Here is a 26,073-nt window from a genome sequence, read left to right on the forward strand (position 1 = left end):
CTAAATGACAGTAAGGCATAATTATGACCAGGAACTGGAACAATTGCGCAAGAGTCTGTTAGACATGGGCAATGCGGTAGCGGGCGCGATTGAAGAGGCTGTCACCTCACTGGCTAAGCAAGACGTGGATTTGGCGCGCAAGGTCATTGAATTTGACGATCAAGTTGACCAAATGGAAATTGAAATAGAAGATAAATGTATGCTGCTAATCGCCAGACAGCAGCCTTTGGCCCGCGATCTCCGGATCATCGGCACTGGTCTTAAGATTACCACCGATTTGGAACGTATGGGCGATCATGCGTATGATATCGCTAAAATAACTTTGAGTATGGTCAATCAGCCGCTTATTAAACCGCTGGTTGACATTCCCCGCATGGCCCAAATGGCGCAAAAAATGCTTAAAGATTCACTGGAAGCTTACATTACTCTTGATATTTCGCTTGCTGAACAAGTGTGCCTCAGTGATGACGAGGTTGATAACATCTACCACCAGGTATTCAGGGAACTTTTGACATATATGATGGAAGATCCCAGGACGATTACTCAGGCTACCCAGTTGATTTTTGTTGCCCGTTATCTTGAACGTATTGCCGACCATGCCACGAATATCGCTGAATGGACCATTTATTTAGTTACCGGCCAGCGGCGGAGAAAAAAATAAAGGATAAGAAAAAGCGGGATTGCCACGCTACGCTCGCAATGACCGGAAGATTCAACCTGTTGTCATTGTGAACACATGTAAGCAGTCCCGCTTTTTACTTTTGGGTTAGATTTGATGATTATACTGCTAATTACGCACTAGGCAGTGTTATTGTAAATGTCGTACCTACGTCTACCATGCTTTCAACTTCAATGCGGCCACCCAGCATCTCAACAATAAATTTCGCGATGGCGAGGCCCAGACCGGTGCCGCCGGCTGTACGGGCCCGTGCCCGGTCAACCCGGTAAAAACGGTCAAAAATAAGGGGCAGGTCTTTAGCGGGAATGCCAATGCCGGAGTCTTTGACTATAATCTTGATTTCGTTGCCTTCCTGCCAGCATTTAAGCAGTATTTTACCGTTTGCCGGGGTATACTTGATGCTGTTTTCCAGCAAATTTACAACAACTTGCTTAAGCCAGTCAGGGTGAGCCAGGGCGGCAAGCCGTTCCGAACTGCACTCCAACGTAATATTGTGACTTTTTTGCTGCCAACGGGGCAACATATCTTGTTTGGCCGCTTCCAGTACCGGCGTGATGCTTACCCGTTCCAGTTTTATTTGTTCACGGTATTCATGGGCGGTTAGCCGGGCCAGTTTGAGGAGATCTTGCACCAGCCGGTGCATGCGGTCGGCCTCATCGTAAATAATCCGGACAAACTTTTGGCTTAGTTGGGGCTGCTCAAGCGCTCCATCCAGCAGTGTTTCGGCAAACCCTTTGATGGCGGTAAGAGGGGTAGCCAGTTCATGCGAGGCATTGGTAACAAAATCGGCCTGACGGTCATGCATTTCCTGCAGTGTTGTTATATCATGAAATACGCTGAGTACGCCGGTAATTTGATTTTCGCTGCTGGTGACAGGGGCCAGGAACACTTGAAATACCCGTTTTTTTCCGTGAATATTGGTTTTGAGGTCAATGAACCTGGCTCCTTTTTGCGAAATTGTTTCCTGCATAGCCTGGTCTAGCAGGCTATTACCGATAACCTGAATGTTATGCTGACCAATCATTTGTTCTGTTATGCCAAAGATGGTCATTGCCATCTTATTGGCGGTTGTGACTTTGCCGTAGCGGTCAAAGAGAATAACGGCATCACCCATGTTTTGTAAAATAAGCTCTAACTGTCGCGTTTTGGCGATAGTATCATTGACCTTGTCTTCCAGGCTGGATGTCAGGTTATTAAGCGCGTGAGCCAGAATGTCAAGTTCGTCGCCTGTTTTGATAAATACCCGTTTGCTTAGATGTCCTTCGGCAATCTCGTTGGCGGTATGAATAATTTCCTCAAGCGGTCGGGTATATTTGTGAGCAAGTGCCAGACTGAAGGCTACGGCGACAAGTGAGGTTAATAAACTGGCAGCCAAAATGGCCGACAGTATCCTATTATAACCGGCGTCTACGTGGTCAAGCGGCATAGCCACGCGGACGACCCCGATAATTTCGGCATGGTAGAAAACCGGGGTGGAAACATATAACAGTGATCGGTCTTGCGTTGTGCTTGTCCGGATCGAGTAACCATTTCGTCCGGCAAGAGCTTCAATCACTTCAGGACGGTCATGGTGGTTTTCCATAAGCTGGGGGTTTTGCTGGGAGTCGGCAATCACGGCGCCGGTGGCGTCAATAACAGTTATCCTTAAGTCAATACGGGAGCCAAGTTCTTTAATCTTTTCGTCGATCTGGGCTTTCTGGAGAGGGCCGGACATGTCCCGGTAGATAAGTTCTTCAATGATTTTGCCCTGACTGAGCATGGCCGCAGTAAGACTGGCAATATTGTGCTGATAAAAAAACCAAAGTATATAGCCGCCAAGCGCAGTCAGGGTAAAGATAATGAGAGCCAGAAACGAGATGACCAATCGATTGCGGAGGTTGCGGACAAACATGGTGGAGCTTTTCCTCCCTACATGAATTTTATTGATGCTATTACAAATAATACCCCAACTAAAGCATAAAGGCTACTTGGTTTTTCTTAACATTCCTTTAACATTTCCTTAACACACGATAGTGCGAAATAATTTACAATAAAAACGTATTAAGCGTACAAACTCGCGAGGAGGTCAATGACAACCATGAAGTTTTCTAAAAAATTTTTAGCAGGCGCACTGGCCATGATGATGGGTGTTAGCCTGCTAGCTGGCTGTGGCGGCCAAAAAGAAGCTCCCAAAGCTCAGGCCGAAATATCCGGAACAGTAACTGCATCCGGCTCGACCGCATTGTTACCATTCTTAAAACCGGCACAGGAAGAGTTTCAAAAGAAAAACCCGAAAGTGACTGTTAATATTGCCGGTGGCGGCTCTTTCACCGGCATGAACCAAGTTGCTGCCGGTTCGGTTAATATCGGCAACTCTGACGTTTTTTTGACTCCTGAACTTAAAGACAAAGGTTTGGTTGATCATCAAGTTGCAGTGGCTCCGTTTGTCTTCATAACCAATCCTGATGTAACCGTTGATAATCTGACTCAGCAACAATATATTGATATCTTTACCGGCAAAATTACCAACTGGAAAGAAGTTGGCGGTAAAGACCAAAAAATTAGCATTATTCACCGCGCCAAATCTTCAGGTTCCCGCGCTACCATTGCCGAAATTGTTTTAAAAGGCGCTGCATTTACTGATAACGCTGTTATCCAGGATTCTAACGGCGCTGTGAGAGCTGCTATCGCCAGCACTCCGGGTGCTATCGGTTATGTTGACGCCCCGTATGCCGACAATACTGTGAAAACACTGGCATATAATGGCGTAAAGTTTAGTCCGGAAAATGTTATTGACGGCAAGTATCCGGTTTTTGCCTATGAGCACATGTATACTAAGGGAGAACCTACCGGTGCTGTGAAAGCCTTCATCGATTTTGTTATGAGCAAAGAATTCCAAGAGGCTTATGCTGAGAAAAGCGGTTTTATTCCTATCACTAAAATGAAAAAGTAGTTTCCGACCAACAATTGAATCATTGACATTGGATAGAACAACTGAATATTGAATAACTGAATAACAAGAAGCCTTGTGCCAATTCGGTGCAAGGCTTCTTGTATGCTTCGTGTATACAAAGGTAGTTCAATAAAATTAACAAAACTTTAACATTGCATTAACAAAAGGTGGCACACTAATGGCGTATAATTGAACAAAAACTATTTTTTAGACAGGATGTGAACTGTTAATGGTAACTGCCGCCGGCGACCGGGAACACCAACTGAAGTTGTTGTATGACCGGTATGTGCGCTATTTATTTATTGCAAGCGCTTTTCTAATGACTGTGATAATTTTGTCAATTATTGTATTTGTAGGCCAGCAAGGATTAATGACTTTTAAGGAAGTAAGCCCGCTTGAATTCTTTTCATCGGCTAGATGGGACCCGACTGACGACAGATATGGCGCATTTAGCTTTATTATGGGTTCGGTTTACGTTACGGTACTGGCCGTATTGTTTGGTGCGCCGCTTGGCTTGGCGGGAGCCATTTTTATGGCTAAAATTGCGCCACAGTGGTTGCGGGAGATTATGCGTCCGGCAACAGATTTATATGTTGCCATACCCTCCATTGTTTATGGTTTCGTCGGTTTGACCATATTAGTGCCATTTATCCGCGAGTATTTTCATGTAAATACCGGTTTCGGTCTGTTTGCAGCCGCTATTATTCTGGCGATTATGATATTGCCGACCATCATTAGTATTTCGGAGGATGCCATCAGGTCGGTGCCCAAAACTCTCGAAGAAGCATCATTGGCTTTGGGCGCTACCCGTTGGCAAACGATATCACGAGTGCTGTTGCCGTCTGCGCTGCCCGGTATTTTAACTGCTATCATTCTGGCTATGGCCCGGGCGATTGGTGAGACTATGGCGGTGCAAATGGTTATTGGCAATACACCGCAACTGGCTAAATCGTTATTTATGCCGACATCGACGCTTCCCAGCGAAATCGTTGTGGAAATGGGTAATACACCTTTTGGATCAGCTTGGGGCAATTCGCTATTTCTCATGGCTCTTGTGCTTCTTATGATATCGTTGTTGATGATTCTGGTAATCAGGCGGATTGCCAAGGGGAGGCTGGCCTAATGGTATCGTCGCGTAGTGTAGATAAAGCCGCTACCGTGCTGATGTGGCTGGCGGGAATTGTAATCCTGGGCATACTGGTTATATTTTTAGGATACATATTATACAAAGGGCTGCCGGTGTTAACTTTTAAATTCATTACCGGTATGCCGAGCGATATTTATGCCGGCGGCGGTGTTGGTCCGCAGCTCTTTAATTCCTTCTATATTCTGGTGCTGTCTATGCTGTTTTCCATTCCGGTGGCCATCGGCGCCGGCATATATCTGGCCGAGTATGCCGGCAATGACCGGCTGACAGATATGATCCGGCTGAGCACTGAGAGTCTGGCCACTGTTCCTTCCATTGTGCTGGGTTTGTTCGGAATGATTATTTTTGTCAACATGCTCGGCGTGGGCTTTAGTATTATCGGCGGCTCGCTCACGCTTATGCTTTTGAACCTGCCGGTGCTCGTACGGGTGACGGAAGAATCCGTCAGGACGGTGCCTGCTTATTACCGGGAAGCAAGTTTGGCGCTTGGCGCCACAAAATGGCAGACTATTTGGCGGGTTATCCTTCCTAATGCGTTGCCTGGAATCATTACCGGCATTACCCTGACAGCAGGCCGGGCGCTGGGGGAAACAGCCATTTTGATATTTACCGCCGGTACTACAGTATCCCGTAATCTGCCTGATTTTGACATACTGGCGGCAGGAGAAACGTTGGCTGTGCACATGTGGTACGTAATGGCTGTTGGCTTGGTGCCTGACCGGATAGAGATTGCCAATGGAATTGGCGCGCTCTTGATAATCACAATACTGATTTTCAACTTGATGTTTACATTGCCCAGCAAATACATTCAACGCAAATTGGCTGGTTCAGATCATTAAAAATTAAGTCCTGAGATTTCCCATCTCAGGACTTAATTTTCGGTCTGAGTAACTACGGGGCAGTATGCTTAAATTTGGCGGCGGCCTTTTTCGTTTTTGGCCATATTTTTCCCCAGTCAGCTACGGCGTCTGACGATTGCGCCAGCTGCCAGCCGATAATTAGGCCGGCATCACGGTGGGCAAGGCGGCTGGCTGAGGCCTTGACAAGTTCGTTTATGAGCGCCGGGGTAAAGGCGATGTCGTGAATTCGCCCTAATAGGTTTTGCAGTTCTTTGAGACGCTTGGAAAGCAGGCGGGTATTGTCAGGCAGGGCAGGCGACAGGGCGTCAAGAGCATACCTGATCCTTTTGCCGGCAATCCTTAGTTTATGAACGGCATTCATGTCGGCAAGGTTAATGTTATTACCCATTTTCAAAAACTTTTTAACCCATCCGGATAAGCGATTTTCAGCAAAATCGGCAAATGGCAGGAGATTATCGTCAGCACGCGTTTCGGCCCATTCCTGAATGAAGGCCCATAGGCCAAGCAGCACCGGGGTTGATTGGCCGGCGGCAACAGTGGCATATAATTTGTTTCTTGCGGCTTGGCGTTTGTCGGCAATGAGCGTCGATAATACCGGTTTGGCGGTAGGTACTATTTCGGTCATATAGTCAGTGAGTTGGTTCCAGGCCAGGCTGAACACGTCAAGATCGCGGACCGCGCCGAGTTGACTGCCAATATGGCGAAGCTTGTCTTGCCAAGCAGCAAAGCCTTCAGCCGGCAATAGCGGTTTTGCGAAACTAATGAGCACGCGGAGCCTGCGCAGAGTTACTCTGAAATCATGAAGTGTTTCAATGTCGTCAGGATTGGATAAAAAGAGTTGCTGTGTTCTGATTACTTCATGAATATAAAAAATAATAACTTGGCTGAGTACCAGATAGGCTGAGGTGGCGCTACTGGTTTTTTGGAGCGGCGGAGGCGCGGGGTTGTTCCGGCTGAGATTGTTAACCAGGCCTGCCAGTACTATGGCCCGGTACAGCTTGCTATCTTGCTCAGGCAATAGCGGGAATTCCTGGGCTAATGCCGCGCCTAACCAGACTAGGGCCAGCGGGTTGCCGTCCTTTAATTCCAGTTCAAGTTCCAAAATGTGTTGCTGTTTGTCCCCGGCGATAATAGCGCCATTGTCAAGCGCCAGCTCGATATTGCTGCCGTCCGGTGTTTTAATATCCAGGATGTGACGTTCAAATCTTGTGCTAAATATCGGCGCTAACAGCATGTCGCCAACAGCTTGGGCTAATCTCACGCCAATATCGGTGGCAATAAATTGACCGATGTCAGGCGTTGGACTATCTACCGGTATATTATATTCAGCCCGCTGGTGCAAGCCGCCATTGCTTGAACCATCAGCCTTGACGGTGGCTGTCCACTTGCCGTCTGCCAGCCGCAACCGGTAAGACAGACGTGATTTTAACAAGCGCTGGTCGCTGGTATCATAATAAGTAGTTTCAAGTGTCTGCTTACGCGGGGGCTGGTCAGACAATTCACCAAGCAGTGGGGAGGTTAATAAGCGGTCAAGACAGGAAGGGTCAGCCAACCGCAATTTGAGTTCAGCTTCCGTGTTGGACATTAGAAAAGACCTCCTTATCTATGGTATGTCCCAATTTGCCAATTTCATAGTATATTCGCGATTTGGCTTTATAATGCCTGTATTATACATGGAAAAATTAGAGAAAACTAATTTACAAAAAACGAGCAAGTAAGAGCTTCCCTTGATAACGAAAAACTAAGGCTTGTGCCTGGCCTCCCAAAGGACCTGATACATGCCTTAGTTTTTCATATTCTGGCAGCTCAGTTTTATGTAGGTACTAAGCTACGATAATCTTAGGTTTTTTGTTTATTGCGGCCATGGTGTAGAAGCGCTCAAATAACCCGGCGGTGGCGCGTTGAGCCCGGGGGAGGAGGATAGCAGTCACGGCGTGAAAGCGGGTATGGTTTTCTTCTGTTACCAAGTCGAGATAGTCGGCGGCTACTGCCGCGTTGCTTACAAGCAGAGCGTAAGGATTAGTGTCAGCCAGATACAGACCTTCATTTTGCGCAACGAACGAGGCGTGGTTGTCTTTAACCCAGTTTTCATATTCCTTATGGCCGGAAAACAGTTTAGCCCGGGCGTGGTGCGGCACACACAAGTCCTGGACTAAATGGGCGGCTGCGCCCAAAAAGAATGCGCCTTTGGCCAAATCCCGCTGCCGGGCACTGGTGAGCGCGGCGTTATAGTAGATAGAGAAATCGTCAAGGGCGGTGGCAAACCGCCATAACCCCTTGCCTGTACCTGGTTCATAATAATGGCTGACGTTTTTCCAGCCCTTATCGGCCCAGTAGACACCGGCATTAAGTTCGGCAAGGTATTTTTGAAAGAAATCAGCGCAGTGAATTACGCCGTCGGTACGCAAAATAGTGATTGCCTGTTGGTTTAAAAATTCATGTGTTACACTGGGGCGGTCAAACAAGCCTTGAAAGGGGCTAACAGTGGCAAGCAGCAATTTGGCGCCTGTTACTGTTATGGATGCTGTCGGCAATGACTCGGCTTTCATGTTTCTCCTCCCAATCAAGTCAGGCAAGAACAGTCCCTTAACAAGGCAATTTAGCGCCCGGCTGCCGCCTCAGCGTTGAACAGTTCTTGCCAGACAGTGGTTGCTATGGTTGGGGCGGCGGTCGGACGACCAAGCATGGCGGCCATCTCCCGCATATAGTTGAGCCGCTCAGAATGGGTTAATAACTCATAGACAAGGCTGGCTAAGCTATGGTTACTGTCTGCACGCAGTGCAGCGCCTTTGCGCGTTAGGTATGCGGCATTTTCCTCTTCCTGCCCGGGAATGGCTTGACACAAGATTATGGGGAGGTGCCTGGATAATGCTTCACTAATGGTGAGCGCGCCCGGTTTGGTTATTAACAGATCGGCGGCAGCCATAAGTTCGGGAACATGCTGGGTATAGCCAAGTACCTTGATGTGGTGGGTAAGGGATTTGGCTTTGGCTAAAAGACTGCGGCGGAGTGTTGCGTTGCGTCCGGTTACCACCACCAGATTGAGCGGCAGGCACAGAGTGTCAATAGCCAGGACTGCCTGTTCTAGATCGCCAAGCCCGAGGCCGCCTCCCATTATAAGTACGATAGGATAGCTGTTAGTAAATCCCAAACTGGCCCGGAAGGCCGTTTGCGCTGCCACATCCGGTTGAAGGATAAATTTGGGACCAACCGGAATACCGGTGGCGTGAATGCGGGCAGACGCTATACCTTGGGCAGCTAACTCCTGTTTCAGTTCAGGGGTGGCGACAAAATATAAGTCAGTTTCGTTATAGCACCAAAGCCGGTGCACGGCAAAGTCGGTAATAACGCCGGCCAACGGCAGGTTAATCCGGCGGGTCCGCTTAAGATAGGCAGCCGCGCCACAGGGGAAAGGGTGAGTACAAATAATAGCGTCCGGCCGGTAAGCGTTAATCAATCTGAGCATGCTCCGCTTCATGGCAATAGCCATGAGGCCTTGTACTTTGCTGCCTGGCCGCGGCATTTGCGACCAGCGGTACAAAAGGTCGTACATATCGGGGAAAATGTCAATCATTTTGAGGTAAGTTTCTTTAACCAGCGTGTTGAGATAAGAGTTTTCACCGGCCATAAAATCGACCACTTCGGCTGTGGCCAGCCCTTGATTTTCGATAGCTGCTTTAACTGCCTGGGCGGCTTGCGTATGCCCGGCGCCAATAGACGCTGAGACCAGCATAATTTTTGCCGGTTTAATTCTTGACGACAAAGTTATCACCTCGTCACTAACCTCATTTTTATTTTAGCATGATTTAGGCTTGAGACTGTTAACGCCAAGTTAATAAGGCGTTAAATCTATATGAAATCCAATAAAGATTTTTTTCTAGGCGTGTTGTTAGTAACGCTCCACCGCTGGCGCTTGACTTACGCTTATACTAACAACACGCCTGTACATCTTTATTGGATACTATATATAATGGAAAAACGCCGCGAAATTGCTTGATAAGGTGCAATATCAGCGCGGCGCGTTAGTCTCTAAACTATTTGGCTGTTAACCCGGGATGCATTGCTCCGGCGATCGCATACAACGCATGACCCAGCGCGTTGTTTAGCCAATTTTTTAAGATCGGCTGCCACTTCGGCTATCTCAAGATAATTGTGAAACGTATGATATTCGTTGGTTACGGCCGCAATGGAAATGGAGATTATCGGAAACTGTTCAAGTTGTCTCCGGCGGTTTTTTACTTCTATATATCCTTTGGCTAAGTCGTCCGGATGGTACTGGGTTTTAACTTCATGGTCAAATAGATCAATAATACTTTGGGAAATGTCTTGAACGTATTTGGGCTGGGTAATGATTATGAAGTCATCGCCGCCGATATGCCCCAAAAAGTCGTCAGTAGAACCTGACTTGCCAATACTGCGGCTCAAAACTTGTGAAGTCAGGCGCAGTACCCGGTCCCCGCGTTCAAAGCCATATTTATCATTGTACGCTTTAAAATTGTCAAGGTCAAGATACATAACGGCAAAAGGTTCTTTAGTCTCGACGAGTTCTTTCAGCCGGTCTTCAATGACCAAGTTGCCTGGCAGACCGGTAAGTGGATTAGAATTATGGGCCCGCCGGATTTGCAAGTTGGTAATTTTATTTAACAGTGACATAATTGATACTACACCTAAGAATTTACCATCTCTGACAACAATAATTAAGTCGTAGATGTGGTAGTCTTCGCGGCTCATAGCCATTTGTGACACAGCTTCCAGCGGCAGTTCGGCATTGACGATTAGCGGACTTCTGTCCATAACCCGGTCGACAGGCCGGCGGTAGTAAAGTGATATCCCGTAATTAGTGCCTAATTGATAGTATAACTTATCTTTCATTAATAGCCCGACAGGCTGGTCATCATCAACGACGACAATGCCGTTTACCTGCTGGGTTGTGAAGATTTCTTCGACGGCACTGACAACCGTCGCGGGTGTTACTGTTGGGACATGTTGGATAATTTCACCAATGCTGACTCCCAGACCCTTGCGGGAACGGGACTTAGCCTGAACGTCCTGGAAATTGTACTCGGCAATCATTTCAAGTACCTCCTGCGGTATTTCAGGCGGCGGGAACCCCGGCCGCGCCAGTAAATAACCTTGGCCGTAATGTACACCCTTGCTTATGAGCACGGCCAATTCGTCAGCGCTCTCAATCCCCTCGGCAATCAGTTTGCTGTGAATGGCAGCCGCCAGCTTGGTCATGGCGTCCAGCATGGCTTGCTTATGTGGATCTTTATCAACATCATGTACTATGGACCGGTCTAATTTTATATAGTTGGGTTTAAGCTCGGCAATGGCCTGGAGGCTGGAATAACCGGCCCCGGCGTCATCTACGGCAATACTATAACCCTGCTGGCGGTAATGGTTGAGTGATTTGCTGAAACTGTCAAAATCAGTGATTGCTGTACGTTCGGTTATCTCAAAAGTAACTTGGGCGGGATTGAGGCCGCGCTGGATAACAAATGCCTTGGTAAGTCCGCCCCGGAAATGGGGATCTTTGACAACTTCGGCGTTCATGTTGAGAAATAGCCTTTGATTAGGTCCTAATGAAGTTATCTTGCTAAGTGCTGCTTCCCGGCAAACTTGCTCTAGTGTGAGTAACAGGTTGTTTTCAATGGCAACACTAAATAGTTTATTAGGAAAGTGCAGCGGGCTATTAACCGGGCCGCGGCTTAACGCTTCATAACCCATGACAGCGCCTGTTTTTAAATTAACGATTGGTTGATAAACAGGGGTAATTTTTTTCTCTTTGATAATTGTTTCTAGTTCCTGTTGTAAATCAGCCGGGGAGTAAGCATGTCCAGCCGGTATCGGCGTACCAGACAGAGCCAGGGTGTTGATATTAAGTTTCACGGTATCAAAGGCTATAATACCGCTATATATATTATATAACCATTGAGGCAGCTTAAGTGTCACACGCTATTCCTCCCTAACCTAGTGGTGCATGGGTAAGTGTAAGTGATGGGTGAGATGTATACATATATAAATATTATAGTTCGAAAGTAGCGGCAATTTGTTAGGAGTTTGTTAAAATTTTGGAAATGTATGTATCAGGTTTGCATTTGCCATAATAATAAGTAAAGATTATCTTTAGTGAGGTGTATATAGGGATGAGCAAAAAAAATGTTGTTTCGCTGATACTGCTTTTATGCTTGTGTCTGGCGCTGGCTGGCTGTAGCCAGCCGCAGAAAAAACCTGAAACTCCCCAGGCGCCGGCAGCGCCTAAGCAGACAGTCCGGCAAAATGAACCTGACATTACCGTGTTTATGCATGAGACAGGCGAAAAGAAGACCATGAAGATGGAAGAGTATATTGCCGGCGTAGTGGCCGGGGAAATGAAGAACGACTGGCCGGTTGAAGCGTTGGCAGCCCAGGCGATCATTGCTCGTACATTTACTGTGGAAGCAATTGAAACTAAGGGCGGCGTTCCTGAACGCGGCACACAAGCTTCGACTGATATCAAAGAGTTTCAGGCTTACAATGCCAAGGACATTAACGATAATGTTAGGAAAGCTGTTCAAATGACCCGCGGCATGATTATGACATATCAGGGGAAACCGATTAAAAGCTGGTTTCACGCGTCTGCCGGCGGCATTACAGCCACAGCCAAGGAAGGGCTTAACTATAAAGAAGCCGAGCCACCGTATATTCAGTCGGTACAGTCACCTGACGACCTGGCACCTGATGACATTAAAAACTGGACAATTATTTTTCCTAAAGAAGATGTCATAGCCGCTCTGGCCAAGATAGGCAAAAAGGTCAGTGACATTAGCAGTATGGAAATAGCGCAAAAAGGTCCTTCCGGTCGGGCTACCGTGCTGATGGTTAATAAAGATACTGAAGTGTCAGGGCCTGACTTCCGGGTGGCGTTAGACAGCACTAAGCTTAAGTCTATGCTGTTAGATAAAATTGAAGTAAGTGAAGAAAACGTGACTTTTGCCGGCAAAGGTTACGGCCATGGTGTGGGCATGTCCCAGTGGGGGGCCAACCGTATGGCCAAAGACGGCAAGAAACCGGAGGAAATTGTCGCTCACTACTTTAAAGGCGTTCAAGTCGAAAAACGCTGGAACTAAAACCAACTGCCAGGCATTTGCCTGGCAGTTGGTTTTCCTCCTGGAATTGCATACCGGAAAGATTTTGCGGAAAACTATGGATAAACCGTAAAATGTACCAAGAAGCTATTCTGGAAGGGGATGCAGGTGGGAGATAGAAAAAAAGGTCAAGATCATAGTGGTATTCATAAACTTTCCGATGAATTATCACTGGCTTCGCTGGAACGGGCGCGGGGAGAACTGCATAATTTGCAGAAGTTGATCAATGAGAGTGCCCGTTTAGGCGAGGAGATGTCCGAAATTGTGGCTGACCTGCGTCAGGTTGCGGCACCGGAAGGTCAGCCGTTTGTTTTTACAGATAGTATAGCTGAAAACAAACGGTTATTAGAGACCGTTTTCCGGGACTGCGACGATGTTAAAATGCGTTCCTTCAACTTATACGGTAATCAGGCCCTGCTCGTATATCTTGACGGTATGACAGATACTGACGTGCTCAGTGAAAATGTAATCAAGGCAGCTACATCAGAGCCGTCAACGCAATCCTCAGGCACCCAGGCAACAATAGCGAACCTTAGTACGCTTGTTAATGAAAAATTGAGTGTTACCGACGTTACCGTAGTAAGCAAGGCGACAGAAGCCATTGAATCAGTTATGGCCGGGAAGGCGCTGCTTCTTATTGACGATGTGGCTGAAGTCCTGGTAGTGGGGACGGTAAAGCATGTAAAACGCAGCGTAGAACAAGGCATTGAAGATGTAATGAGAGGGCCGCATGATACATTTAATGAGACTTTATCCGATAATATTGTCCTAATCAGGCGGCGGGCCCGGGATCCTAATGTCAAGGTTAGAATCATCAAAATTGGCGAGCGCAGCAAAACTGCCGTAGCTATGGTTTATGTGGCCAATTTGGTTAAACCAGGCTTATTAGAAGAAGTGGAGCGGCGTCTTAAGAGTATCAAAATTGACAGGGTGCTGGCTTCTTTTAATATTGAAGAATACATAGTTGACAACCCTTGGACGCCATTTCCGCAGGTTCAGACTACCGAACGGCCGGACAAGGTGGTTGCTTCCATTTACGAGGGACGGGTAGCCATTATCATCGACAATACGCCGGCTACTATGCTGGCACCTTGTACATACAATATGATCATGCAGAGTCCGGAAGACTATACTATGCCAACGATAGTTTCCAGCTTGGTCCGCTTCAGTCGCCATATATCGGCTTTTATTGCGATTTATCTGCCGTCTGTTTATGTCGCGGTAGTATCTTTCCATCCGGGGCTTATGCCAACAACTTTGGCCATATCGGTTGGTGAACTACGGGCCCGCTCACCATTTCCCTCTTTTCTGGAGGCAGTGGCTATGGAAATGATTTTAGAGATTTTTCAGGAAGCTGTCTCGCGACTGCCGCAGAAAATTGCCGGTGCTGCCAGTGTAGTGGGCGGGTTTATTATTGGCAATACTGTTGTTGAGGCTGGGCTTATTAACCCATTATTAGTAGTTGTTGTTGCCAGTACGGCTATTGCTTCCTACACACTGCCGTCCTGGAGTTTCAGCATGGCTTTACGGGTTTTTCGTGTGCCAATGCTCATTTTGGCTTCAATCCTGGGGTTATACGGAGTTATGATCGGATTATTGATAGTTACAGTACATCTTTGCGCTCTCCGGAGTTTTGGCGAGTCTTATCTCGGCGGCATGTTCAACATCACATTATTGGAAGACTGGACAGACCAGGTTTTGCGCTTGCCCCAGCAGAATATTGGCGCGCGGCCAAAAGAGCTTGGTGTGCAGGAGCGGGATAGGCATGGTGAGAATATTGGATAATCTCGAAAATAGAAATGTAATGTCTCCCTGGCAGCTTGCTATTGTAATTGCCGTAGCAGGTGCAGGCGCTGCCGTTGTTTCTTCTCCTAAAGTACTTGTATCGTTAGCCGGGCATTTTGCTTGGCTGATTCCCGTGCTTGGCGGTGCTCTGTATTTTGGCGTGGCATACCTTATGATTAAGTTAGGAAATTTATTTCCCGGTGACAGCTTTTCTCGGTACTTGCAGCAGATCTGGGGAAGGCGGGCGGCTGTGATTATAGTGTGGTGGTTTATAGTAGTAATTTTAGGTGAACTTTTTGTACGCATTCAGATGTTTGCCAGGGAAATCGTGTTTTTTATGTTTGACAGAACGCCGCCTGAGGTTATTGCATTAACCATGATTGGTATTGCAGCTTACTGCGCTGTTCAGGACGTTGGTACAGTGATACGGGTAAGTCATATTCTTTTTTTTTCTGCTTTGCCCATGCTGATGGGAATGATAATGCTTGGTTTTATTAACTTTCAATTTATAAATCTCTATCCCTTTTGGCCTGTTAATTTAGCGGCAATATTTCGCGCTTCATTAGAGAGCCAGAGTTTCTATTTCGGCTATCAATCTATTCTGTATTTTCTGCCCTGGGTTTACCGGGCCAATACCAGTCCTGTAAAAACGATAGGAAGCGCTTTTGCTTTGAAAACCATTTTGATGGTTATAACAATAATTATGGTCATCGGCACCCAGACGGTAGACGGCATTAACGCCACTCCGTACCCGACTCTGGTGGCAATACGCGGGGTGGAACTGCCGGGAACTTTTGTCGAGCGGCTTGATAACTATTTGTTTTTGGCATGGATCCCCATAATGTTTATTACCTGCGCGGTAAACCTGTTTATTATTGCCAAAGCTGCAGCCGAAATCCACGGCTATATTGATCATCGTCCTTTTGTTCTATTATTTCTGCCTGTCCTTTTTTTCGGGGGACTCAGCCTGCATGACCTTACTGTATTTGAATTTTTTGCTGGTAATGTCCAGTGGCCTGGCCTGGTATTTTCTTTTGGCGTTATTCCTGCTACTTATCTTGTCGCCAAATGGAAACAGCGCCGGCAAGGAGTGACTTCAGCGTGAACAGTCGGGGGCTACTCGGGTGTATCTTATTGGTGTGTTGTTTGTTGACGGCTGGCTGCTGGGACCGGCGGGAACTGCAGGAGCGGGGGTTTGTTATAGCCGTTGCCATAGATTTGGCTGAAAAGGGAAAAACTGGCGGCAGTGAGTTAGAGACGTTTACGCAAGGGGTGGGAACCAAGCCGTTGCGCTTAAGTGTGCAAGTGCTGAAATTAACACCTGCCGGCAGGGCCGCGGAATCAAAAAGTGAGGGTAAGACGTTTGTCGTGTCCAATACCGGGCAGTTCATACATGAAATGATTAGAGACATGCTGGGCCAAACCAGCAAGGGGCTTTATTTTGAGCATATACAGGCTATTTTAATTAGCGACGCAGTGGTAAAGGAATACAGTCTGCGGCAGATAATAGATTTTTGGCGACGGGATGCAGAAATGCGCTGGCGGACAAGACTCTACATCGTTCCCGGAGAAGCCCGGAAAGTTTTGGATTTTCAACCGCCTACCGGGGAAACGGGCGGGATGTTTCTGTCTAACATCTCAAGGCACTACGCGAGAGACCCGCATATCGGATCGGTAAGGACAGACCTTGGTTTTACCTCCCAGACGCTTGACAATGGTGGCGACGTGCTGCTGCCCCGGCTGGAATATAAAGATAAGCAGGTTAAGTTCAATGGTTTGGCGGTATTTAGACAAGATAAATTTATCGGCTATTGGGATGAGTATACAATAAAGGGGGTACGCCTGGCCCGCGGAAATATTAAGTCAGGTATTATTTCTTTTAGTTGCCCGGAGCATCCCGGTCATGGGGTAAGTTTTGAAATCTTCCGGTATAATACTATCCTTACCCCGCATGTTGAGGGGGACAATATCTACTTTACGTTAAGCATTACAATAAGAGGGAACATTAGTGAAGTAACCTGCCAGCAGTTTCATAATTCCTATGATACTGCCTTTATGGAAAAGGCTGAGGAGCTTGTTGCTGAGGAAATTAAACGTAATATTTCACACTCACTCAACATTTCCCGACGGGAGGGGATTGATACAATGTATTTCAAAAAATACCTAAAAGCTTATGAGCCAAGAACATGGGCCCGGATTCAAGACCAGTGGGATGATATATTTCCTACCATCCCTTTATATGTTGACGTTAGGGTATCTATTCAAAATATCGGAGAACATAATTAGGTGACATCGTCTTCTCTTTATCTGAAAACCCGTCCGGCCAGCCACGATGCCAACAGCATTGATGTGTAAGCGGCAGCGATATTCCGGGACAGAAGTTGTTCACCTACCCTGTTGTTTTGCTTTTTTAGCACAGTCGATAGCCACCAGGCGGCCAATGCCGTACTTAATAAAACCACCAGAAGTTCCATCTGTATCATATGAACTACAACAAACCTGATGTGTTCCCATGCTGTATATCCTTGGCTGAATGATTCCATTATAATCACTCCGGTTGTGGCAGAATGGCGGCAACTTGTTGCTAATAGTATGTGTAATATGGACGCGAATAAAAGTAATGCCGGTCTGATGCCCGGCTGCTTTTTTCTGGGGAAAAAGCATATTCCTGTATAAGGATTTAAATATATTGCGGTGCGGTTTCGGTACTAACTCATTCTTTTTCCGCATATACATAACTTGAAATAGCATTGATCAGGAGGGAATAGTTATGCCGATAGATAACAAAACGCCCAAGTGGCGGCATCAGTTTACTCTGATTGACCGGGAGGAACTTAATGTTGACGGAGTGCTTAATTTAGGAAGCTATGACGAGAAGGAAATTGTCATGGAAACCGAACAGGGCATACTAACCATCCGGGGGGAGGGCCTTAATATTAAGCAGCTAAACTTGGAACAAGGCAACATTATTATCGAAGGAACAGTACATGGTATAAATTATGAAGATGGGCAACGCCAGAAAAAAGGGTTGCTGGAACGGTTTTTGAAGTAACGTGCGCACCCGGGCATTATCGCTGTGGCTGTTCTTCATTACCGCCCTTGCGGTCCAGGTGGCGGTGCACAGTCTTGCCCACTATCTGGCTGACTACAGCCACCGTACCATCTACGCCGATTTTACAGAAGGAATTGCCGATTGGCGGGAAGTGAGCGGCCTGCCATATACTGACCTAATTAATCAGGCTGGTAAAACGTATGGTATTAGTCCTGAACTGGTAGCTGCTGTGATTAAAGCCGAAAGCTCTTTTCAGCCCCGGGCGTTGTCTAAAGCCGGGGCCTATGGGCTTATGCAGGTTATGCCCGGTACTTGGCGGCTCGTTAACAGCCAGGCTAAAATATGCAGTGGACGGCATGAGGGGGAGTGCGGCAGTGACTGCTTTTATAATCCTGAATTAAATATTGCCGTCGGCACATTTTATCTTAGCCAGTTGGCCAAGCGGTACAGTGGCCACGCCGAACTGGCAGTTGCCTCGTATAATGCCGGGCCGGGAGCTGTTGACAAGTACGGCGGTGTGCCGCCCTATGCCGAAACGACAGAATATGTGGAACGGGTAGTAAGCTATTGGTATCAGGTGAGCGGGCGCAGACCGCCTACCGGGATGGCGGCTGAAAGCTGGCTGAGACTTGCGTATATGCTGGAGTGGACCATGACCGCAACTTTGGTGGCAATTATGATCCTTGGCAGGTACTTGTATCGGCGTCATAAATCGTTTCGTTGGCGTTGAAGAGTAGGATTGCTGTAAATAAGGAGGTGGGCGGGTGGAATTTTCTACGCAGGTAAACACATTTTTGCTGATTGGCGCAACCGCAATGCTGTTAGGAGTATTATTTGACGTGTACCGGGTGTTGCGGGGATTTTTCCGGCCGCCATGGCTGATAACATCGGTTACCGATCTTGTGTATTGGCTGGTTGCAGCCGGAGTTGCGTTTTTAGCATTAATTTTGGGTAATTGGGGCGAATTGCGTTTTTATGTTTTTATTGCGATGTTCCTCGGAGTAGCCGCATACTACCGTCTGGCTAGCCGCCATGTTATCAAGCTGCTTATAACGCTCTTGAGGCTGGCAGCCAGAGCATGGCGATTTGCTAAATTGGTGTTTTTATTCACATTTATAAAACCGGTAACATTAATTGTTCGGACATCCTTGCTGCCCTTTAAATATATGAACAGGAAATGCAGAGCATGGTATAGACGCTGGCGTCCGCCGCCACCACCACCACCGGAAGAAGTGCCGCCACTATAAGGCGAAACCGGCATCAGACAAATTTGTGATGCTTAGCTGAGCCAACCCAGCGACTTTGCCTATATGAAATCCAATAAAGATTTTTTTCTGGGCGTGTTGTTAGTAACGCTCCACCGCTGGCGCTTGACTTACGCTTATACTAACAACACGCCTGTAAATCTTTATTGGATACTATATAGTTGTACCCGAGCGAAAACTAACCTCAATGCCGGATAAATTTGATATAATTTCCAAATCGAAAGAGGATTTGTCGCTTAGGCAGCGAATACATAAAACATCAAGGCAGTATGGTGAGGTCTTATGGCGCAAAAACGCAGGAATTTGAGACGGTTTAGTTGGTTTAAGCTGTGTATTTTAATAATGGCCGGATATTTCTGCTATGTTTTTATTGCTCAGCAGGGCGAAATGTATCGAATCCGTCGTGAAACCGACAATGTCAATGCTAGGATGAACGAGGTCCTGGAGGTAAATAAGAGCTTGATTGCTGAAAAGGAGAAACTAAGCACGGTGGACTATATTGAAAAAGTAGCTCGTGAACAACTGGGACTGGTAAAACCCGGTGAAGTTCCGTATATTCCTGCCAGGTAAAGCGTCTTTCCTTGACACATTTTCATCATCAAGAGTATAATATGGATTGCGGGTTCCCCAATGGGATTTTAATTTTAAAAGTACGAAAGAAATTAAGGAGGAAGTTTGATTAGTATGTCCATTGAAGTTGGCAGTGTTGTAGAAGGAGTTGTGACCGGCATAACGAATTTCGGCGCGTTTGTCGAATTGCCGGGGGGAAAGGTAGGCCTGATTCACATCTCCGAGGTTGCTGACGTATACGTCCGCGATGTTAAGGATTTTTTGAAGGAGCAGGACAAAGTTAAAGTTAAAGTCTTATCTGTAGATGATCGCGGCAAAATTGGCTTGTCAATTAAGCAGTTGCAACCTCCCGCACCAAGAAAGCAACATGCCAACGATTTTCGGCGTTCCAATAGAGTTAACAGCATGTCGTTTGAAGATAAACTGAGTAAGTTTTTAAAAGACAGTGATGAACGCCTGTCTGATTTGAAGCGTAATACCGAGTCCAAGCGTGGTGGTAGCGGCGGCCGGGGTGGTCCAGCTCGCCGGGCTGAATAACAGACAGTCATAGTTTTTTTTATAGATATTCGACAAATACTGGAATGATATGGCTTTTATGATGTAACTTGAACCACCTGGCAGTAACATGTCAGGTGGTTTTTTGCATTTTCACTTGGGTCTGTGTCGGATTTTTTTGCCGCGAGCGTGACTTAAACAGACAAACATTTTATTGGAAACTTCTGTAAAATTTTAGTCACGATATAAGTCACAATTTACAGGGGTGAGGAATCATGCCAAAAGTATCTGTTATTACACTGCCTGAAGAAATCCTCCAGGCACCGCCTGGTAGGCCGCCGGCAGAAACTATGAACGGGGACAAGCCCGGGCTTTCCTGGCGGGAGTTATTTGGCGGGGTCATGATTGTCGGCAAAATGCTATTTCATCAGCAGAATTTACCGGTCAATATCATGGCGCTACTCATTGGGCGGGTAGCACTCTTAGGCGAAGTAGCTCCGTTCGGTTTAGCTCTCTTTGCCGCCGTTGCGGGAGTGGCGCGGGAACGGGCGGCTGCGGCCGGGATATGGGTGTTAGCCGGTGTGCTTAGTGCAGGATTTTATCAAGAGGCAATAATATATTTGCTATCCATGCTCTTATACTGGCGTTTGTCGGACAAGCTGACACGCTACGAGAAAAAGGTTCAAGCAATTCCACTGTTTATGTTTGCGTGTGTATTTTTAAGCGGCATGGTGCTTATGCCGTGGCGGGAGTCGTCACTATACGGTATGCTGCTGGTAGTGCTTGAGGCGACGTTATGTATGGTATTGACTTTCATTTTTCAACATGGGGTGCCGCTCTTCCTAAATAGTGATAAGGTTCGCCAATCGGGTGCTGAAGCCTTGATTTGTGGAATAATTATGCTGGCCACCGCTGTTGCCGGTCTGGGCAGCTTAACAATATATGACTATAGTTTGCGGAATATAGCCGGTTCGCTTATTGCTATGACACTTTCATTTACAGGCGGTTGTGGGCTTGGCGCAGCAGTAGGTGTAGTTACCGGGCTGGTGATCGGGTTAAGTGATGGTGATGCGGCACCGGCCATCGCCATGTATGCTCTGGCCGGGATGCTGGGAGGACTATTTAAGGGAATAGGCAAGGCGGCCGTATTGCTTGGTTTCATATTAGGCAGTGCCATTGCCGTTTTATATATGGGACAACCGGACCAACTCTTACTGGTGCTGGTGGAAGCGTCAGCAGCAGGCGCAGCGTTTATGCTGGTGCCTGCCGCTAAGCTAAGTCAATGGCATGAAGCCTGCCAGGACGGTCCTGTCAAGGACGAAGCCGCTCTGCAGGCGGTAAAGGCGGCAGTGGACAAGCTTACTCATATTGCCGGCATTTTTAGTGATTTGGCCGGGATGTTTAATTCAGGCAACGCTAAAGAGCAAGCTGCTTATCATGAGCAGATTCAAGAACGCCAGATGGCCCAGATGTTGTCAGCGATTGGGGAGAAGGTATGCGGGCCATGTGTGAGAAGGAGTGAATGCTGGGATCAGGACTTCTACCAGACTTATCAGGCCATGCTTGACATGCTGGCTTTGGCTGAGGCTGGTAAATTAAAAGCGGGAACTGTGCCTGACATAATTAAAGGCTTGTGCGTAAACCGTCAGGCGCTTATCGACCTTATAGCCCAGGTAGCCGAAAGCAATAAGGCACACTGGTATTGGCATAAGAAGCTTAATGAGTGCCGTCAAATGGCTGGAGAACAGATGAAAGCTACCGGGGTGATCATTGGAAATTTAGCGCAGGAACTAAAAAAAATACCGCAAACTGACGATGAAATGGGAGAAATATTGGCTGAGCGGGCCGCTATGCTGGACTGTCAGTTGACAGGCGTACGTGTATATAGCGAACGGGGGAAGGTTACGGTGGAAGCACATAAGCTGCCGTGCAGCGGTACACGGGAATGTATTAATACGATTTTGCCGCTGACTGCCAACCTGTTACAGGAAAAAATGACACTGCACGCTGATTGCGGCAATAAAGTGCGGCATAAAAATTGTAAATTGACGATGCAGTTGTCCGAACGCTACCATGTAGAAACAGGTGTGGCGATAATAGCCAAAGAAGCAGGCGGAATATCGGGGGATACCTGTGTTGCCCAGCCTGTCGGCCGGGGCCGGATGGCACTTATGTTAAGCGATGGCATGGGTAGTGGTGAGGCAGCGGCCGAGAGCAGTAGTCAAGCGGTGAAGTTTTTGCAACAACTTTTGGCAGCCGGGTTTGATATTGATACAGCCGTTAAGACAGTCAACTCCCTGTTGCTGATAAAAATGCCGGGTGATATGTTTGCCACAGTTGATATGGCGGTAATTGACACGTTTACCGGTGAATCCGAATTTTTGAAAGTTGGCTCGGCACCAAGTTATATCAAACGTGTACGGGAAGTCTCAATCATCAACTCAGCGACGCCGCCTGTGGGCATATTGGAAAATATACAAATTGAGCCTATAAGGCGAATGCTTGTTCCAGGAGATATCGTTGTTATGGTAAGTGATGGGGTTATTGACGCCGCGCGCGGCACAGATAAGGAAAACTGGGTGGCCAATTTCCTGCGCCGCCTGGGTAGTGAGCGGCCTCAAGACATTGCGGACAGGCTTCTCAGGCAGGCGGTCGAGCTATCAGGCGGAGCGGCGCGGGATGATATGGCCGTATTGGTGGCAAGGGTGGCCGAGCGGCCGGAAATTGTACAATAACTATGCGACAGTATTACAGATGGGGGGTTATCTATCCATCATTTCGGGGCATAAGCCCCGTTTATTTTTTATGTGTCCGGAAACACTATTATAATGACTGTTTTATGGCAGGAAATTACGGTGCATGGCGCGAATTGACAATATTGACAGGTACGGGAGGAAATATGCCAATTCTGTTAGAGCAGATATTAGACATTACTATTTTGGCCGGGGAGATTATGCTCAAAAACGGGGCTGAAACCAGCCGGGTGGAAGAAACTATGTTTCATATCGCTCAGGCTTGCGGTGCAACCAAGGTAGAGAGTTTTGTCATCCCTACCGGTGTGTTTGTAACTGTCACAGACGGTACCGGACGGACGAGCACACGGATGCGGCGGGTGCATGACCGGACGATCAACCTTGACCGCATTGCTAAGGTAAATGAGCTTTCCCGGCGGTTGGCCGACAGGCGGATGGACTATGAGTGTGCCTACAGCCATCTGGAAAGGATCGCCCGGGAACGTACCGGCTTTTCGCTTGTTCCCTCCATGCTGGCGTCAGGGGTGGTGGGCGGCGCGGCCGCTGTGCTCTTAAACGCCGGAGTATTCGAGAGTTTAGCGGCTTTTGTCACCGCGCTCATTGTCCGGTATATTGCTCATATAATTTCTCGCCTGCATGGTGTCAAGTTTACCTTTGATTTTTTTGGCGGTATGACAGCCGCGCTTGTGGGAATGCTGTTTAGCCATATGTGGCCTGATGTAAAGCCTGATAATATTGTTGTCGGCGGTATTATACCTTTAGTGCCGGGGGTGGCGATAACCAACGCAATTCGCGATGTCATCGCCGGCGATCTTTTAAGTGGCTTATCGCGCGGTCTGGAAGCGGCGCTTACGTCTGTGGCGATATCCATGGGGGTTGTTATCATTCTGGCGGTTCGATAGAGGCCATAAATGCGAGGAACAGGATGTTAATTATTAAATTTGCAGCGGTATTTGCTATGGGTATTGCCGTTGGCGTGCTTTACCGCATTCCCCGCAGTCTGTTGCTATACGTCAGCGCTATTGGATTAGTGGGGTGGACTGTTATGTTTACTGTAGCATCAAGCGGTATAAGTACGATTATGGCTAATTTTTTAGGCAGTATGGCAGTAGGTTTGTTAGCCGAACTATTAGCCCGATTTTTGAAAAAGCCGGCGACAATTTTTATTGTTCCCGGTTTCATTCCGTTGGTGCCGGGCCGGGAGGCGTATACTACTATGCGTTACATGGTTGAAAGCCATTTCAATGACGGCGTGGCTATGGGAATGCAGACGGCTTTAACCGGGGGCGCCATTGCTTTTGGTATTTTTGTAAGTTCTACTTTGTATCGCCTGACGCGCACCAACGCAGACTATCAAGTAGGGAGCCGGGGATAGTGTATGCTTGACAAGGTAAAAAACTGGGCCGTTAAACATGGCCTGCTTGTACCTGGCAGCCGGATCGTGGCGGCTTGTTCGGGCGGGCCTGATTCGCTGGTGCTTGTGCATGTGCTTAATAGGTTGAAAGAAGAATGTCACTTTAGTTTGGCGGTAGCCCATGTAAACCACATGTTCAGAGCCGAAGCCGCCGCTGAAGCTGATTTTGTTGCCGCATTTTCCGCAAGTCTCGGACTGGAGTGTCATGTTAAGGACATTGATGTGCCGGCCTATCTTGCGGATAATAAAATGTCGCCGCAAGAAGCTGCCCGGTTGCTCAGGTACCGATATTTACGCGAAGTGGCCGCTCAGTGGGGCGGAGCGCACATTGCTACCGGACATCACCGTGATGACCAGGTGGAAACTGTTCTAATTAACCTCCTGCGGGGAGCAGGCAGCAGCGGCCTTAAAGGTATGCGACCCAGGAGCGAAGGTATAATCAGGCCGCTCCTTGCGGTCAGCCGCCCGGAGATTGAGACATATTGCGCCCGGCACAATCTGACTCCGTGCCAGGACAGCTCCAATTTTAAGACCGATTATCTCAGGAACCGTATCCGGTTAAAACTGCTGCCAACGCTGGAACAAGACTATAATCCGGCCATACGTGAGGCATTATTACGGCTGGCGGAACTGACCGGGGACGAGCATGATTATATTTGTCGGGAAGCGGCCAAGCAGTGGGGAACATCAGCGATTGCTGCTGACGGCAACGTCTGTATTGATAGCGGAAAACTGGCTGAACTGCATGCTGCGGTGCAACGCGAATTAATCCGGCAGGCGATAGAGAAAAAGCGTGGCTCGCTGACAGGAATAAGCTTCAGTCATGTGGAAAAATTACTTACAATGGCATTATCAGGAACAGTAGGCGCGGTGCTGACATTGCCTGGCGGACTTATTGCCCGGAAAACCTATACCGGGTTTGAGTTGGAGATGGCTGGGGCGCCTCACGACTTGTTCCGGCGGCCGGAGCGCTTACAGCCGGTAGAAGTGGCTGTGCCGGGGGTAACACCGGCAGACGCGGACGGCCGGGTGGTAGTGCTGGCAGAGATATTTTCCTCGCTACCTGAGCGACAGGGGCGGGATACGGCACTATTTGATCTGGAGCGGCTAAAGCTGCCGCTTATTATGCGGTCGCGGTTGCCCGGCGACCGGTTTCGGCCGTTGGGGCTGGGCGGCAGTAAAAAGCTTAAAGAGTTTTTAATTGATGCTAAAGTGCCTGAGGCTGAGCGGGATAATGTGCCGGTTATTGCCGATCAGGATAATATCATCTGGGTGGCCGGGTACCGGCAAAGTGAACATGGCCGGATTTCCGGGCAGACGCAAAAATTTCTGAAATTAACTATTAAACAGGGGGAATTTTGAATATGAGTAATAATATGATGGATGACCTGGAGAAGATATTATTTAGTGAAGCTGACTTGGCAGCACGGGTTAAAGAGTTAGGGGCGGCAATTACTGCTGACTATGCCGGCAAGGAGATATTGATGATCGGCGTTTTACGCGGAGCCGTCATCTTTATGGCCGATCTGGCCCGGGCCATAAATCTGCCGGTGGCTATCGACTTCATGGCTGTATCAAGCTATGGTGCTTCGACTACATCAAGCGGTGTTGTCAGGATTTTGAAAGACCTTGACGAAGACGTGGAAAATAAGCATGTGCTTATTGTTGAGGATATTATCGACTCTGGCTTGACTTTAAATTATCTTATGGAAAATTTATGGTCGCGTAAACCGGCCAGTATAAAAATTTGCACACTGCTTAATAAGCCTGACCGCCGGAAAGTTGACGTACCGATTGCGTATAACGGTTTTACCATTCCTGACTACTTTGTTGTGGGGTACGGTTTGGATTTTGCTGAAAAATACCGGAACTTGCCGCTTATTGGTGTGCTTAAACCAGCAGCTTATCAGGGATAAATGGTTTTCCTTAATTGTCAATTTTTATTAAGTATGCTATAATAGTGCGATGTAAATGGTAACCGGGCTCTAATGCCG

General features: G+C 47.6%; 24 protein-coding genes. 18 read left to right on the top strand and 6 right to left on the bottom strand.

Features of this window, described 5'->3' with window-relative positions; translation table 11 throughout:
- The first annotated feature begins 4 nt into the window (after positions 1-4).
- Positions 5-661, top strand: coding sequence for a phosphate signaling complex protein PhoU (gene phoU, locus SCACP_RS01680; RefSeq protein WP_425059722.1), 657 nt, complete (start codon positions 5-7; stop codon positions 659-661).
- Between the two features lie 130 nt (positions 662-791).
- Here phoU and SCACP_RS01685 read toward each other — a convergent pair whose 3' ends face one another.
- Positions 792-2,570 carry an ATP-binding protein gene (locus SCACP_RS01685; protein WP_425059723.1) on the bottom strand — a complete coding sequence of 593 codons (1,779 nt, stop codon included), beginning with the start codon at positions 2,568-2,570 and terminating at the stop codon, positions 792-794.
- 186 nt (positions 2,571-2,756) lie between these two features.
- Between SCACP_RS01685 and SCACP_RS01690 the strand changes: the two genes are divergently transcribed.
- From SCACP_RS01690 to pstA, 3 genes are all read left to right on the top strand, one after another.
- Entirely contained in the window at positions 2,757-3,611 is an 855-nt protein-coding gene (locus SCACP_RS01690; protein WP_425059724.1) for a phosphate ABC transporter substrate-binding protein, read from the top strand.
- A 229-nt stretch (positions 3,612-3,840) separates the two neighbouring features.
- Positions 3,841-4,734 (top strand): phosphate ABC transporter permease subunit PstC, encoded by an 894-nt coding sequence (gene pstC, locus SCACP_RS01695; RefSeq protein WP_425059725.1) that lies wholly within the window; start codon positions 3,841-3,843, stop codon positions 4,732-4,734.
- Positions 4,734-5,597: a phosphate ABC transporter permease PstA gene (pstA, locus tag SCACP_RS01700; RefSeq protein ID WP_425059726.1), complete on the top strand. Its 864-nt coding sequence runs from the start codon at positions 4,734-4,736 to the stop codon at positions 5,595-5,597. The genes pstC and pstA overlap by 1 nt, the downstream gene beginning before the upstream one ends.
- A 52-nt stretch (positions 5,598-5,649) precedes the next feature.
- Here the strand turns inward: pstA and SCACP_RS01705 are convergent, their stop codons facing one another.
- From SCACP_RS01705 to SCACP_RS01720, 4 genes are all read right to left on the bottom strand, one after another.
- On the bottom strand, positions 5,650-7,203 hold the full coding sequence (locus SCACP_RS01705) for a CHAD domain-containing protein (protein ID WP_425059727.1): 1,554 nt from the start codon (positions 7,201-7,203) through the stop codon (positions 5,650-5,652).
- Between the two features lie 238 nt (positions 7,204-7,441).
- Positions 7,442-8,167, bottom strand: coding sequence for a zinc dependent phospholipase C family protein (locus SCACP_RS01710; protein WP_425059728.1), 726 nt, complete (start codon positions 8,165-8,167; stop codon positions 7,442-7,444).
- Between the two features lie 50 nt (positions 8,168-8,217).
- Positions 8,218-9,381 carry an MGDG synthase family glycosyltransferase gene (locus SCACP_RS01715; RefSeq protein ID WP_425059729.1) on the bottom strand — a complete coding sequence of 388 codons (1,164 nt, stop codon included), beginning with the start codon at positions 9,379-9,381 and terminating at the stop codon, positions 8,218-8,220.
- A gap of 266 nt (positions 9,382-9,647) precedes the next feature.
- Positions 9,648-11,570: a GGDEF domain-containing protein gene (locus SCACP_RS01720; RefSeq protein WP_425059730.1), complete on the bottom strand. Its 1,923-nt coding sequence runs from the start codon at positions 11,568-11,570 to the stop codon at positions 9,648-9,650.
- 194 nt (positions 11,571-11,764) lie between these two features.
- On the opposite strand from SCACP_RS01720, the gene SCACP_RS01725 reads away from it, so the two are divergent.
- The 4 genes from SCACP_RS01725 to SCACP_RS01740 all read left to right on the top strand — a co-directional run bounded on the left by SCACP_RS01725 (position 11,765) and on the right by SCACP_RS01740 (position 16,816).
- Positions 11,765-12,727: a SpoIID/LytB domain-containing protein gene (locus SCACP_RS01725; protein ID WP_425059731.1), complete on the top strand. Its 963-nt coding sequence runs from the start codon at positions 11,765-11,767 to the stop codon at positions 12,725-12,727.
- Positions 12,728-12,853: 126 nt separating this feature from the next.
- Entirely contained in the window at positions 12,854-14,530 is a 1,677-nt protein-coding gene (locus tag SCACP_RS01730; RefSeq protein WP_425059732.1) for a spore germination protein, read from the top strand.
- Positions 14,511-15,635 (top strand): GerAB/ArcD/ProY family transporter, encoded by a 1,125-nt coding sequence (locus SCACP_RS01735; protein WP_425059733.1) that lies wholly within the window; start codon positions 14,511-14,513, stop codon positions 15,633-15,635. Before SCACP_RS01730 ends, SCACP_RS01735 begins: the two co-directional genes overlap by 20 nt.
- The gene (locus SCACP_RS01740) at positions 15,599-16,816 is read left to right on the top strand and encodes a Ger(x)C family spore germination protein (protein ID WP_425059734.1); all 1,218 of its coding nucleotides are present in this window, start codon (positions 15,599-15,601) and stop codon (positions 16,814-16,816) included. Before SCACP_RS01735 ends, SCACP_RS01740 begins: the two co-directional genes overlap by 37 nt.
- 17 nt (positions 16,817-16,833) lie before the next feature.
- Here the strand turns inward: SCACP_RS01740 and SCACP_RS01745 are convergent, their stop codons facing one another.
- Positions 16,834-17,073: a hypothetical protein gene (locus tag SCACP_RS01745; protein WP_425059735.1), complete on the bottom strand. Its 240-nt coding sequence runs from the start codon at positions 17,071-17,073 to the stop codon at positions 16,834-16,836.
- A gap of 227 nt (positions 17,074-17,300) precedes the next feature.
- Here SCACP_RS01745 and yabP point away from each other — a divergent pair, with 227 nt between their 5' ends.
- The 10 genes from yabP (at position 17,301) to hpt (ending at position 25,995) form a co-directional block, all read left to right on the top strand.
- Complete coding sequence (gene yabP, locus SCACP_RS01750; protein WP_425059736.1) at positions 17,301-17,582, top strand: sporulation protein YabP; 282 nt, start codon at positions 17,301-17,303, stop codon at positions 17,580-17,582.
- Position 17,583: 1 nt separating this feature from the next.
- Positions 17,584-18,312, top strand: coding sequence for a lytic transglycosylase domain-containing protein (locus SCACP_RS01755; RefSeq protein ID WP_425059737.1), 729 nt, complete (start codon positions 17,584-17,586; stop codon positions 18,310-18,312).
- A gap of 34 nt (positions 18,313-18,346) precedes the next feature.
- A complete protein-coding gene (gene yabQ, locus SCACP_RS01760; RefSeq protein WP_425059738.1) occupies positions 18,347-18,829 on the top strand; it encodes a spore cortex biosynthesis protein YabQ in 483 nt (160 codons plus the stop codon).
- A 300-nt stretch (positions 18,830-19,129) separates the two neighbouring features.
- Positions 19,130-19,417, top strand: coding sequence for an FtsB family cell division protein (locus SCACP_RS01765; RefSeq protein ID WP_425059739.1), 288 nt, complete (start codon positions 19,130-19,132; stop codon positions 19,415-19,417).
- A 114-nt stretch (positions 19,418-19,531) separates the two neighbouring features.
- Positions 19,532-19,954, top strand: coding sequence for a S1 domain-containing RNA-binding protein (locus SCACP_RS01770; protein ID WP_425059740.1), 423 nt, complete (start codon positions 19,532-19,534; stop codon positions 19,952-19,954).
- Positions 19,955-20,187: 233 nt separating this feature from the next.
- Entirely contained in the window at positions 20,188-22,647 is a 2,460-nt protein-coding gene (gene spoIIE / locus SCACP_RS01775) for a stage II sporulation protein E (protein WP_425059741.1), read from the top strand.
- Between the two features lie 164 nt (positions 22,648-22,811).
- Positions 22,812-23,567, top strand: coding sequence for a threonine/serine exporter family protein (locus SCACP_RS01780; protein ID WP_425059742.1), 756 nt, complete (start codon positions 22,812-22,814; stop codon positions 23,565-23,567).
- Positions 23,568-23,590: 23 nt separating this feature from the next.
- Positions 23,591-24,040 carry a threonine/serine exporter family protein gene (locus tag SCACP_RS01785; protein WP_425059743.1) on the top strand — a complete coding sequence of 150 codons (450 nt, stop codon included), beginning with the start codon at positions 23,591-23,593 and terminating at the stop codon, positions 24,038-24,040.
- Between the two features lie 3 nt (positions 24,041-24,043).
- Positions 24,044-25,441, top strand: a complete 1,398-nt coding sequence (gene tilS / locus SCACP_RS01790; RefSeq protein ID WP_425059744.1) for a tRNA lysidine(34) synthetase TilS — start codon at positions 24,044-24,046, stop codon at positions 25,439-25,441.
- A 2-nt stretch (positions 25,442-25,443) separates the two neighbouring features.
- The gene (gene hpt, locus SCACP_RS01795; protein WP_425059745.1) at positions 25,444-25,995 is read left to right on the top strand and encodes a hypoxanthine phosphoribosyltransferase; all 552 of its coding nucleotides are present in this window, start codon (positions 25,444-25,446) and stop codon (positions 25,993-25,995) included.
- Positions 25,996-26,073: the final 78 nt, after the last annotated feature.

The sequence above is a fragment of the Sporomusaceae bacterium ACPt genome, assembly GCA_041428575.1.
GTDB classification, from domain to species: Bacteria; Bacillota; Negativicutes; order Sporomusales; family Sporomusaceae; genus Sporomusa_D; species Sporomusa_D carbonis.